This window comes from Asticcacaulis sp. AND118 (assembly GCF_020535245.1).
Taxonomy (GTDB): domain Bacteria; phylum Pseudomonadota; class Alphaproteobacteria; order Caulobacterales; family Caulobacteraceae; genus Asticcacaulis.
This window is the reverse complement of the sequence record NZ_CP084910.1, coordinates 490,993-503,539: the sequence shown is the minus strand read 5'-3', so window position 1 is coordinate 503,539 and position 12,547 is coordinate 490,993. Positions and strand designations below refer to the sequence as shown.

Annotated in this window: 10 protein-coding genes; 4 read left to right on the top strand and 6 right to left on the bottom strand. The window is 63.5% G+C overall.

Annotated elements, in window-relative coordinates; all coding sequences use genetic code 11:
* Positions 1-135 precede the first annotated feature (135 nt).
* The gene (gene ubiG, locus LH365_RS02390) at positions 136-894 is read right to left on the bottom strand and encodes a bifunctional 2-polyprenyl-6-hydroxyphenol methylase/3-demethylubiquinol 3-O-methyltransferase UbiG (RefSeq protein WP_370639733.1); all 759 of its coding nucleotides are present in this window, start codon (positions 892-894) and stop codon (positions 136-138) included.
* 214 nt (positions 895-1,108) lie between these two features.
* On the opposite strand from ubiG, the gene LH365_RS02385 reads away from it, so the two are divergent.
* The 4 genes from LH365_RS02385 (at position 1,109) to LH365_RS02370 (ending at position 8,806) form a co-directional block, all read left to right on the top strand.
* On the top strand, positions 1,109-2,365 hold the full coding sequence (locus LH365_RS02385; RefSeq protein WP_226744616.1) for an aspartate kinase: 1,257 nt from the start codon (positions 1,109-1,111) through the stop codon (positions 2,363-2,365).
* A 394-nt stretch (positions 2,366-2,759) separates the two neighbouring features.
* Positions 2,760-4,235: a PAS domain-containing methyl-accepting chemotaxis protein gene (locus LH365_RS02380; RefSeq protein ID WP_226744615.1), complete on the top strand. Its 1,476-nt coding sequence runs from the start codon at positions 2,760-2,762 to the stop codon at positions 4,233-4,235.
* A 199-nt stretch (positions 4,236-4,434) separates the two neighbouring features.
* Entirely contained in the window at positions 4,435-6,633 is a 2,199-nt protein-coding gene (ptsP, locus tag LH365_RS02375; RefSeq protein ID WP_226745431.1) for a phosphoenolpyruvate--protein phosphotransferase, read from the top strand.
* Positions 6,634-6,766: 133 nt separating this feature from the next.
* Positions 6,767-8,806, top strand: coding sequence for a protein-disulfide reductase DsbD (locus LH365_RS02370; protein WP_226744614.1), 2,040 nt, complete (start codon positions 6,767-6,769; stop codon positions 8,804-8,806).
* A 297-nt stretch (positions 8,807-9,103) separates the two neighbouring features.
* Here LH365_RS02370 and LH365_RS02365 read toward each other — a convergent pair whose 3' ends face one another.
* From LH365_RS02365 to LH365_RS02345, 5 genes are all read right to left on the bottom strand, one after another.
* Positions 9,104-9,574 carry a hypothetical protein gene (locus tag LH365_RS02365; RefSeq protein WP_226744613.1) on the bottom strand — a complete coding sequence of 157 codons (471 nt, stop codon included), beginning with the start codon at positions 9,572-9,574 and terminating at the stop codon, positions 9,104-9,106.
* A 257-nt stretch (positions 9,575-9,831) separates the two neighbouring features.
* Complete coding sequence (locus LH365_RS02360) at positions 9,832-10,266, bottom strand: DUF1178 family protein (protein WP_226744612.1); 435 nt, start codon at positions 10,264-10,266, stop codon at positions 9,832-9,834.
* Positions 10,263-11,105 carry a carbon-nitrogen hydrolase family protein gene (locus LH365_RS02355; protein WP_226744611.1) on the bottom strand — a complete coding sequence of 281 codons (843 nt, stop codon included), beginning with the start codon at positions 11,103-11,105 and terminating at the stop codon, positions 10,263-10,265. The genes LH365_RS02360 and LH365_RS02355 overlap by 4 nt, the downstream gene beginning before the upstream one ends.
* The gene (grxC, locus tag LH365_RS02350) at positions 11,106-11,360 is read right to left on the bottom strand and encodes a glutaredoxin 3 (protein ID WP_226744610.1); all 255 of its coding nucleotides are present in this window, start codon (positions 11,358-11,360) and stop codon (positions 11,106-11,108) included.
* Between the two features lie 297 nt (positions 11,361-11,657).
* Positions 11,658-12,500 (bottom strand): ComF family protein, encoded by an 843-nt coding sequence (locus LH365_RS02345; RefSeq protein WP_226744609.1) that lies wholly within the window; start codon positions 12,498-12,500, stop codon positions 11,658-11,660.
* Positions 12,501-12,547: the final 47 nt, after the last annotated feature.

Here is a 12,547-nt window from a genome sequence, read left to right as displayed (position 1 = left end):
TATACAGCCTCCCCCTCTCCCTTGAGGGAGAGGGCCGGGGTGAGGGGGGCGTTCAGAAATGAGGTGGTGCGGAGTCGCCCCCTCACCCGCCCCTCAGGGGCACCCTCTCCCTCAAGGGAGAGGGGAACGGCGGAACTACAACAGATCCCGCCGGGCGACGATCATATAGTTGACCGAAGTATCGTTTGAAAGGGCCCATGTCGCGGTAAAGGGGTTATAGCTCACCCCGACCGCCGGATCGGGCGTCAGGCCCGTGCCCTGCAAAAAACCCTCGATCTCTTCCGGCTTGAGAAACTTGGTCCAGTCGTGCGTGCCCTTGGGCACCCATTGCAGCACATATTCCGCCGCCACAATACCAAGCGCGTGGGCCTTCAGCGTGCGGTTCAGCGTGGCGACGAACAGCAACCCGCCCGGCTTGACCAGCGAGGCGCAGGTCCTGAGGAAGCTTTCGGGGTCGTTGACGTGCTCGATGACCTCCATGGTCAGCACTACGTCGAAGCCGGGTTCCTTCCCCGCCACGACCTGCTCGACCGTCTGGGCCAGATAACGGATATCGAGCCCGACCTCGGCGGCATGAGCCTTAGCCGTGCCGATATTCTTTTCCGAAGCGTCTATGCCCGTCACGTCGAAGCCCATGCGCTTCATCGGCTCGGACAGCAGCCCGCCGCCACAACCGATATCGATGAGCCTGAGGCCCTCGAAGGGCGCGACGGCGCGCGGGTCGCGCAGGAAATGGTCGACGCAGGTGTCGCGGATGAAGCGCACGCGGTTGGGATTGAACTTGTGCAGCGGCGCGAACTCGCCCTTGGGGTCCCACCACCTGGCGGCCAGCGCCGAAAAGCGCGCCACGTCTTCGGCGTCGATGCTGGGACCGGCCGGGGCGGCCACCGCCAAATCCGTCTCATTTGCAACTGATTTTGCTCGATTTTTTGCCGCTCTGGTCATGTCACGCTCCGAAAACAGCCGTTTCAGGCAGGGAATAGCGCAAAAAGCACCTTACGTATGCGCTTTTTTCGCAAAAAAGCTTCACAGGGGCGCGCACGGGCAGTAAAGCGGGCGCGCATTTTTTGTGTACGTCCTTGTACTGTTTGAAGAGAAAGACGGATTAATGACTCGTCTCGTGATGAAGTTCGGCGGCACCTCGATGGCCGACCTCGAACGCATCCGCAGGGCGGCCCGACTGGTGGCCGCCGAGTTCGATGCCGGTCACCGCGTGGCGGTCGTCGTGTCGGCCATGTCGGGCAAGACCAACGAACTGGTCGCCTGGACCGACGGCGCGGGTAAAGCGACAGGCAAGGCCATCGAAGGCGACGACGAATACGACGTGGTCGTGGCTTCGGGCGAGCAGGTCACCGCCGGACTGCTGAGCATGACGCTGCGCAATATGGGCTACGACGCCGTTTCGATGATGGGCTGGCAGGTGCCGATCATCACCTCGGACGTGCATGGCAAGGCGCGCATCCTCGACATCCCGCCGGCCAGGCTGGAAACCGCGCTGGACGCCGGTCAGATCGTCGTCGTGCCGGGCTTTCAGGGCGTCACGGAATCGGGCCGCATCACCACGCTGGGCCGCGGCGGTTCCGACACCTCGGCCGTGGCGGTCGCCGCCGCCGTCAAGGCCATCCGCTGCGACATCTATACGGACGTCGACGGCGTCTACACCACCGACCCGCGCGTCGAAGCCAAGGCCCGCCGCCTGAAGAAGATTTCCTTTGAGGAAATGCTGGAAATGGCGTCGCTGGGGGCCAAGGTGCTGCAAACCCGCTCGGTCGAACTGGCCATGGGTCAGCGCGTGCCGGTGCGCGTACTCTCTTCATTCGTCGAACCCGGCGAAAACATCGATCAGGGCACCATCGTGTGCGACGAGGACGAAATCGTGGAAAAGCATATTGTTTCCGGCGTGGCCTTCAGCCGTGATGAAGCCAAGATCACCCTGCTGGGCCTGCCGAACAAGGTCGGCGTCTCCGCCGCCGTCTTCTCTAAACTGGCCGCCGCCAACATCAATGTCGACATGATCGTGCAGTCGGAAAAGCGGTCGGGCGAATACGCCAATCAGCTCTTCACCGTCGGCCGCCGCGACGCCAAGGTCGCCGCCGAAATCATGGAAGCCGCCAAGGCCGAGATCGGCTTCGACGCCATCAAGGTCGACGAGAACGTCGCCAAGGTGTCGATCGTCGGTGTCGGCATGCGCTCGCACACGGGCGTCGCCGAAACCATGTTCCGCGCCCTGTCGGACAAGGGCATCAATATCCAGGTCATCTCGACCTCGGAAATCAAGATCTCGGTCCTGATCGACGAAGCCTATACCGAACTGGCCGTGCGCGCCCTTCACGCCGCCTACGATCTGGACAAGATCGGGCAGTAAGCCCCGACCGCGTAAAAAACAGACGCCGTTCAGCGCCCGGCGTTGCGCCGGGTGCCGGACGGCCTTTTTGCGAACGGGACCTGAGAACACGCCGCGTGGGTCACAGTGTTTACGGAAGAGTGGTCAGGCCTTTTACAAGCATAACGATATGAAATCGATTGCTTTTACCTTACGTAACGCAACCCGTACCTGTGAAAAGGGCGGGAACCTTCGGGGTGGGAGCCGGCCTTTTTGTTACAAAATCGCGAAATTTTCAGAAGATGGCTCAAAACAACCCATTGCAGATCATTTCGTATACGAAACCTTTGCCATACCATCGTTTCTTTAATCTACCCGGAGGCAGATTCGATACGCCGACCTGACCGGATTCGCTTAACCTATCGGACCTGCACCCATGTTTTTCTCACCCAAAGATTCCGACGCCGTACTGGCCGCACTGAACGCCGCAATGGCCGTCATCGAATTTTCGCCCAGGGGCGACATCCTCAGCGCCAACGACAACTTCCTCAAGGCGACGGGCTATACGGCCGGCGAACTGCGCGGGCGGCACCATCGCATTCTCTGCGATCCGGCCTATACCGCCTCCCCGGACTATGCACGCTTCTGGAGCGATCTGGCGGCGGGGCAATCGAAGACGGGCGAGTTCCGCCGCTTCGGACGCGACGGTCAGGTCGTCTGGCTTCAGGCCGCCTACACGCCGGTGCGCGACCGCCGCGGCAATGTCGTGAAGGTCGTCAAATGCGCCTCGGACATCACCGCCGCCAAGGAAAGCGAGATCGACGCGTCGGGCAAGATGCGCGCGCTGGGTCAGTCGCAGGCCATCATCGAATTCACGCCGGAAGGTCAGATCCTCACCGCCAACCCCAACTTCCTCAAGGTGATGGGCTATGCGGCGCACGAACTGGACGGCCAGCACCACCGCCTGTTCTGCGAGCCCTCCTACGTCGCCTCGCCCGACTACGCCGCCTTCTGGGCCGACCTGCGCGCCGGGCATTATAAATCCGCCAATTTCAAGCGCCTCGCCAAGGGCAGCCGCCCCGTCTACATTCAGGCGACCTACAACCCGATCATCGACGAAGCCGGCAAGGTTGTGAAGGTGGTGAAGTTCGCGGTCGACACCACCGCCGAGGTCGAAAAGCGCCTGCGCAACGACCACCTGTCGCAGGAGATCAACACCGATCTGGGCGATGTGGTGTCACGTATCGTCACCGCCAACCAGATGGTCGCCGGGGCCGCCGGGGCCTCGACCGAGACCGGATCGATCATCAATTCGGTCGCCGCCGCCGAGGAACTGCGCCAGAGCGTGCACGAGATCGCCCAGAACATGAATCAGGCGCGTCTGGCCGTCGAAACCGCCTTCGCCTCGACGGGCCGCGTGCAAAGCTCCGCCGGGCACCTGACCGAAAGCGCCGACGCGATGGGCAGCGTCGTGATCTTCATTCAGGACATCGCCAGCCAGATCAACCTTTTGGCGCTCAACGCCACCATCGAGTCCGCCCGTGCGGGCGAAGCCGGCAAGGGCTTCGCCGTCGTGGCGTCGGAGGTCAAGTCGCTGGCCAATCAGTCGGCCTCGTCCTCGGCCCGCATCGCGCAGGAAATCGCCTCGATGCAGACCATCACCTCCGATGTCGCCGCCGCGCTCGATGAAGTCATTTCGCAGATGACCTCGGTGCTCGACAATGTGGTGGCCGTCGCTTCGGCGCTGGAGCAGCAGAGCACGGTGACCTCGGAAATCTCCGGCAACATGCACTCGGCTGTCGGCGCGGTAGGCGAGATCGAGGCCAGCCTGGGCCACGTCACCTCGACCTTCGACTCGATCTCGCGCGCCTCGGACGAGGTGAAGCGCCGGGTCGAAACGCTGGTGGCGTAGCTTTACGTCCATTTGTTTCCCGTATGTGACCCCGTAAAGTCTTCGTGACTTGTCTCGGGGGACAAGGCTCTGTAGACAGCCGCGAAAACCTTTCCCATTATCGGGACAAACGGTTGTATGGGGAGCCCAAGCGTTGAGTCCAAGTCTGGTTCAGGGTGCACGCGGTCAGCGCGGTCTGCTGCGGCAGATCCGCGAAGTCATGGCCGATGGCGCCTCGGCCCAGGCCCGTCTGGACCGCGTGGTGGAAATCATCGCCCGCTCGATGATCGCCGAAGTGTGTTCGATCTATCTGCGCCGCACTTCCGAAGAACTGGAACTGTTCGCCACCGAAGGCCTCAACCGCGAAGCCGTCCACAATACGCGCCTGCGCCTCAGCGAAGGTCTGGTCGGTGAGGTCGCCCGTTCGGGTCAGCCGCTGAACCTCAACGACGCGCCGTCGCACGCCAGCTTCGCCTACCGTCCGGAAACCGGCGAAGACCCCTATAACTCCTTCCTCGGCGTGCCCTTGCTGCGCGGCGGCCGTACCATCGGCGTGCTGGTCGTGCAGAATATGGCCATGCGCACCTATGGCGAGGACGAGGTCGAAGACCTTCAGATCATCGCCATGGTGCTGGCTGAAATGGTGGCCGGCGACCTCGTCAGCGATGACGAGCTGAAAGACATCGAAATCGCCCCCCAACGGCCGGAGCGGCTGAAGGGGTCGAGTTTCGCCGACGGCATTGCCATAGGCGTCGTCATCCTGCACGAGGTACCCGTCACCCCCGATCATCTGCTGTCGGACGACGCCATCGCCGAAGAGGCGCGGCTTTTGACCGCCATCGGCGACCTGCGCGATCAGATCGATCAGATGTTCGAAGGTCAGCATGGTCTGGCCGGGCCGACCTTCGACGTGCTCGAAACCTATCGCATGTTCGCCCACGACCGCGGCTGGACGCGCAATCTGGTCGAGGCCGTGCGCTCGGGCCTGACCGCCGAAGCCGCCGTCGAGCGCGTGCGCAACGAACAGCGCGCCAAGCTCAACAATGCCCGCGACGCCTATATGCGCGAGCGGCTGCACGATCTCGAAGACCTCGGCAACCGGCTGTTACGCGTACTGGCGGGCAAGAATACGGTGGCCCGCGAAATCCCCGACAACGCCATTCTGGTGGCGCGCGATCTGGGCCCCGCCGACCTGCTGGAATACGATCGCAAGAAGCTGAAAGGCATCCTGCTCGAAGAAGGCTCGGCGGCCAACCACGCCGCCATCGTGGCGCGCGCCCTGCAAATCCCCTGCGTCGGGCGGCTGGACCGCCTGCGCGACAAGGTCAATCAGGGCGATCAGGTCGTGGTCGACGGCGAAACCGGCGAAGCCTATCTGCGTCCGCGTCCGGACATTCTGGGCGCCGCCGTGTCGCGCATGGACATGCGCGCGGCCCGTCGCGCCGAGTTTGAAAAGCTGAAAGACGTCGAGGCGGTGACGCTGGACGGCCACCGCGTCGCCATGCTGATGAATGCCGGTCTGGAATTCGATCTGGAAATCATGCAGGAGACCGGCGCCGAAGGCATAGGCCTGTTCCGCACCGAGTTCCAGTTCATGGTTTCCGAAGACCTGCCGCGCCTGAAACGCCAGACCGAACTGTACGAGCGGGTGATGGACGCGGCGGGCGACAAGCCGGTCATCTTCCGCACGCTCGACCTCGGCGGCGACAAGATCCTGCCCTACATGGAGACCGAGCGCGAGGAAAACCCGGCTCTGGGCTGGCGCGCCATCCGCATGGGGCTGGACCGCCCGGCCCTGCTGCGGATGCAGGTGCGCGCGCTGCTCACCGCCGCCAAGGGCCGCGAACTGCGTATCATGTTCCCCATGGTCGCCTCGGTCGACGAATTCCGTCAGGCGCGCGAACTGGTCGATATCGAATGTCAGTGGGCCCGCCGCCGCGGCCGGCCGCTGCCGCATATCCTGCGCGTGGGCGTGATGATCGAATGTCCGTCGCTGCTGTTCCACCTCGACGCCCTGCTGCCGATGGTCGATTTCGCCAGCGTCGGCACCAACGACCTGACGCAGTACCTGTTTGCCGCCGACCGCACCAATCCGCGCATGTCGGACCGCTACGACGTGCTGTCGCCGCCGATGCTGCGCGCCCTGTCGGCCATCCAGAAAGCCGCCGAGGATTCCGGCACGCCGGTATCGGTGTGCGGTGAAATCGCCGGCAAGCCGCTGGAGGCCTTCGTGCTGATCGCGCTGGGCTTCAACCGCCTGTCCATGCCGCCTGCCGGCATCGGTCAGGTCAAGCGCATGATCCTGTCGCTGGATCGCGATCAGGCGGCAAAGGCCATCCAGAAGCTGATGGGTTCATCCTATGGCTCGCTGCGCAGTGAGGTACTGGCGCTGGCGCGAAAGCTGAATGTGAATCTGTGATTTCCCTTCTCCCTTGAGGGAGAAGGTGCCGCGATAGCGGCGGATGAGGGGGGAGCCCCACGCTCTGCTCTCGTCGTCCCCCTCACCCCAACCCTCTCCCTCAAGGGAGAGGGGGCATATTTCTGGTGATAGCGTGCTTAAATTTTTCGCGTCGGTCTTCGCGTTTCTCACCCTCTGTTCTGCCGCTCAGGCCGAGCCGGTCAAGACCGCGCACCTCACCACCGAACTGATCGCCGAAACCACCGTCGTCCCCGGCGGTGAGGTCTGGCTGGCCATCCGCCACACGCCGCTGAAAGGCTGGCACACCTACTGGCAGAATCCCGGCGATACCGGCCTTGCGCCGAAAGTCACGTGGACCCTGCCCACCGGGGTCACCGCGTCCGACCTCGTCTTCCCCACCCCCGAAGTGCAGCCCTATATGGGCCTCACCAATTTCGGCTATAGCGGCGAGACGGCCCTCCTGGCGCAGATCACCAACGGCTCAGTGCTGAAGGACGGCGTGCTGCCCCTCCGCGCGCAGGTCGATTTCCTCGTCTGCGAAAAGGTCTGCGTGCCGGAGACGGTCAATCTGACGCTCGACCTCAAGGTCACGCCAAAGTCCGAAGCACTGACGGATTTCAGTAAAATTCGCGCGGCTCTGCCCGTCCCGCTGAAGACCGACGGCGCCTATGCGGTCACCGGTGATACCCTGACGCTGGGCCTGATCGCGCCCGCCGATGCGACGGCGGCAACCGACTTTGCCCACCCCGGCGGGGCCTATCTGTTCCCGCTGAAAGGCGGCGTCATCGACCCCGCCGCCAAACAGGCCATCGAACTGGGTCCGCAGGGTTTTACCTTCGCGCTGAAAACCAAATCCGCTGTCGAAGGCCCATTCGAAGCCGTCATCCGTTTCGCTTCGGGCCGCTCGTACCAGATCAGCGCCGCCCCCGGCACGTTACCCGCTGCCGCGCGCGGATTGGGGGCACCGCCCGCAGCCCGTCCCGCCATCAATCTCGGCAGTGTGCTGGCAGCCATGGCGCTGGCCTTTGTCGGCGGGCTGATCCTCAACCTGATGCCCTGCGTCTTCCCGGTGCTGTCGATGAAGCTGCTGGCGCTGGCCAAGGCCGGGCATGACGGCGCGGCAGGTCGGCGCGAGTCGCTCTTTTACGGTCTCGGCGTGCTGATCACCTTCGCTCTTCTGGGCGGGCTGTTGAGTTGGCTCGGCTCGGCGCTGGGCTGGGGCTTTCAGTTGCAGTCGCCGTGGGTGACGGCGGCCCTGTCCCTGCTGCTGCTGGCCGTAGCGCTCAACATGTCCGGCCTGTTCGAGATTGGTTCCGGCCTGCAATCGCTGGCCGGCGGACGCTTGTCAGTCAATAACCCCGACGTGACCGCCTTGCTGACCGGCGTGCTGGCCGTCGTGGTCGCCGCGCCCTGCACCGCGCCCTTCATGGCCACGGCCATCGGCGTGGCTCTGGCGCAGGGCGGGCTGGTCAGCTTCGCCATCTTCCTCGCCCTGGGGCTGGGCTTCGCCCTGCCGGTCGTCGCCCTGACCTTCCTTATCACCTATGTGCCCGCCGTGGCCGCGAAGATGCCCAGACCCGGCCCGTGGATGGACCGGCTAAGGCACATTCTGGCCGTACCCATGTACGGGGCCGCGTTGTGGATGCTGTGGGTCTTCGCCCAGCAGGTATCGGGGCTGGGCCTGTTCGCGCTGGTGCTGGCCTGTGCGCTTCTGACGGCGGGTCTGTGGTGGCCGCGAGGGCCGCGTGTGTTGCGGCCGGTGTTCATCGTCATGGCGCTGGCCGTCGCCGCGGCTGCCGCCGTGCAGAAACCCGACGCCCCGGTGCGCGTAGCGGTCGATCACGAAGCCTTTTCCACCGCGCGCATCGCCGAACTGCGCGCGCAGGGCAAGCCGGTGCTGGTCAATCTGACCGCCGCCTGGTGCGTGACGTGCAAGGTCAATGAGCGGCTGGTTTTCGAAACGAAAGCCTTCCGCGAGGCGCTGAAGACCACCGGTACGGTGTACATGGTCGGCGACTGGACCAATCAGGACGCGGCCATCTCGCAATATCTCAGCCAGAACGGACGTTCCGGGGTGCCGCTCTACGTCTATTACGGCAAGGGCAATGCCGATCCCGTGGTGCTGGGGCAGATGCTGAGTACGAAGGACGTGGTGAAGGTGTTGAAGAAATAGAACCACGGAAAACACAGAAAGCACGGACTCCGAGCGCTTGAAAAAGCGTGCCCGAAGGGCTCTCACATCAATGGCGTCAATAGCGACATTAGAGCGGAATGATTCCTGATGGAATCATTCCGCTCAAGCCGCCATCGCGGCGGCGGCCAAGGTGGCGGAGCCACCGCCCGGCGAGGACGTAAACAAAATCTAGATCATTATGTTTCCGTAAGAAAACATAATGATCTAGAACGCTTCGCGCGAATAGATCGACGCAATGACGTCCGTGCTTTCTGTGTTTTCCGTGGTCAATAAATCTTACGAGTTCCCGAACTCGATCACGCAGTCGAGACCCGAATCCGTCGTGGCCGGAGTCACGATGACCTCGATATTGTCTTCGAGCAGATAGACCATGTCATCCAGCGCCCCCTTGAGCGCGTCAGGCGTCTTCGCGTCTTCGATGGCTTGCAAACGGATCGGCAAATCGACCGACACGCCCTTCAAAACGCATTTCAGATCGTTGTCCGTGCCCCGCGCCTTGAGGTCGAGATGGCCCTTCAGATTACGCTCCGACAAGTCGCGGATATCATGCGCATAGGACTTGAAGCCCGACGAGCTCAGAAGGCTTAAGGACGGGCTTTTGGCCAGACGTTGCGTGCGGGTCTTCAGCGTCCCGGCGTCCTTGATGATGGCCGCATAGAGCGGCTCCTTCGACAGCGGATTGACCGCAGGCGTCGCGGCCATAACCGGCGTCGTCAGAAGAATAGCGATCAGCGCAAGATGTTTCATGGCGGCTCCTTCGCCCCTACCTATGCAAGAGCGCGGCCAAGAAAGCGTTAACACCCTCCTCCCGCGTGTCGGCATCAACTCTCCTCCCTGTCGCGAAGCGATGGGGAGGTGGCTGCGAACGCAGTGAGCAGACGGAGGGGGACGACACGGAAGAAACCAGGGCCACGGCATATTGAAGTGACGGAGAAATCCCCCTCCGTCATTTTCCGCTATGCGAAAAATGCCACCTCCCCACGCTAAAGCGTAGGGAGGAGAGTTCAGTTTAGCGTCTTGGGTTTCGGCTTTTCGCCGATCGGAATGGGCAGCGGCGCCACCGGCACGCCCTCGTCGATCAGTTCGCGCACCTCGTCGCGGCTGGCCTCGCCATAGATGGGGCGCTCCGGCGCCAGCCCTTCGTGCATGTCACGAGCCTCGCGCGCGAAGCCTTCGCCCACATAGTCGAAATTCTGTTCGACGTGGCTACGCACCTTATACATCGCCTCGGCCACGGCCTTGCGCATATCGGCGTGCCTGTTTTCGGCCGTTTCGGACGTGCGCACCATCGGCGCCATGATGGCCTTTTCCACATGTGCGCTGCCGCAATGCGGGCACTCGACGAGCGCCCTCGCCTTCTGTTCGTCGAAGGCGGCCGAGTTCGAGAACCACGCCTCGAACTCATGCGCGTGCTCGCATTTCAAGGCATAGCGGATCATACGCGTACAAACGTCCTGTCGTGTTGCAACTGAGGGATGGCGGTGCGGGCGCGGGCGACCTCGGACAGGTCGATATCGGCCATCAGCACCGCCGGATGGTCGTGGTCGAGTTTGGCAATGACCTCGCCCCACGGGTTGACGATCATCGAATGGCCCCAGGTCTTACGCCCGTCTTCATGCTGACCGCCCTGAGCCGGGGCGAAAACGAAACAGCCGGTTTCAATGGCGCGGGCGCGCAGCAGCACCTCCCAGTGCGCCTGACCGGTCGGCACAGTGAAGGCCGCCGGCACGGCGATCATCGACGCCCCGCCCTGCGCCAGCGCCCGGTGCAGATAGCCGAAACGCACGTCGTAGCAGATGGTCAGGCCCAGCCCGCCCCACGGTGTCTGGGCGATCACGGCGCGCTCGCCGCCGCATACGCCGGCCGATTCGCGGTAGACGTCGCCATTGGGCGTGGTGGCGTCGAACAGGTGGATCTTGTCGTAGAAGGCCGCCTCTTCGCCGCTTGCATCGAAATAGAGGGTGCGATTGACCGCACGGTCTTCGCCATCGGCGGGCGAGCGCACGATGGCCGAACCCAGCAGGGTCGGGACGCGATAGCGCATGGCCAGCGCCTTGACGCCAGCCACGCAGGGATCGGCGTCCAGCGTCGTCACGACCTGCGCCTTCTTCTCCTTGCGCTGCTCCATCAGGTTGGAACATTCCGGCGTCAGTATAAGCTGCGCACCCGCCGCCACTGCCGTTTCGTACAGGGGTTTAAGCTGTTCGAAGGCGCGCGCGGGATCGGCCGGCGAGGTGAGCTGGAGCAGGGCAACCTTGAACGGGGAAGCGTTGGGCATTTACGCGGCCAGCAAAGGGTCCAGACCGCCGCGCGAGTCCAGCGACACCAGATCGTCGCAACCGCCCACATGCAGACCGTCGATGAAGATTTGCGGATAGGTGGCGCGGCCCGATCGCTCGTTCATTTGCTTGCGCAGCTCCGGATCGTTGGACGCCACGATTTCCGTGTACTCAGCGCCCTTGGCGTCGAGCAGCGCCTTGGCGTGCTCGCAATAGGGGCAGTAGGGCTTGGTGTAGATTTCGATATTCGGCATGGGTTTCACTGTCAAAACGTAACCTTGTCACAAACAATTATATAGGCAAGGGCTTGTAAGTTTTAAAGAAGCGCCTGTGGCCCGCGAATGACAGGGGGAATAAGCTCTTTTTCATACCTCCCCGACTTGTCGGGGAGGGGGACCGCACGAGACGACCAGAGGTCGGCGAGATGTGGTGGTGGGGGTTCTTACTGAATTTGAGCAACTGAGCCGGCGGAAATATCGCAAGATACCCCACCACCGTCTTCGCTATGCTCGACGGTCCCCCTCCCCAGCAAGCTGAGGAGGTATAGGCATCTACACCTCCACCGCCGGGACGGCGCGGGCCAGAACCAGCACATCGACCTGACGCACGCCGGCGTCCAGCAAGGTCCGCGCACAGGCCGACAGCGTTGCGCCGGACGTGAATACATCGTCGACCAACAACACCCGCCGCCCGCGCAAACGGCGCGCCCCCGCACCCGTCACCGCAAACGCGCCCTTCACATTCTCGAAGCGATCTTCGCGACGGCCCTTCGCCGTGCGGGCGCGGCTGAACTGCACATCGGTCGGACGCTGGCGGATCAGGGCGTCCGGCACGAAGTCCTTTGCATATTGTCGCGCCAGAGGCCGTCCCAGTTCCGCCGCCTGATTATAGCGCCGCTGGAACAGCCTGCGCCAATGCAGCGGCACGGGCACAACCACATCGGCCTCGTCCATCAGGTCGGCCCCGGCGCGCGACAGCCAGCCCGACAGGATCGGTCGCAAATCGAGCCGGTCGGCGTGTTTGAAGGCCAGGATCAGCCCCTTCGACGCCCCGTCATAGAGGCACGCCGCCCGCCCCCGCCGGAACGGAAACGGCTTTTGCGTGCAGCCGTCACACAGGACCCCGGCCCCCAGAAACACCCCGCCCTCGAACGGCCGGGCGCACATGTCGCAGCCCTGCCCCGTCAGGAAACGGATGGCGCTCCAGTCCCCCGCCGTCAGACCTCCGGCCTGCACCGCCTCGCGCACCCCGGCATAGTCGCGCAAATCCGGATCGTGATTCAGCGCCTGACGCGGATAGAAAGCGTCGAGCCACCGCGCCCCACCGCCGCGCAGACGCGGTCCGATGGCCTGCGCCTCCGCCCACTCTTTCAGCCCCCCTATGGACAGTCGCATCCCCACCTACCATTTAAGCTGTCGCGCATCTCGTTCCGAAAACCGCT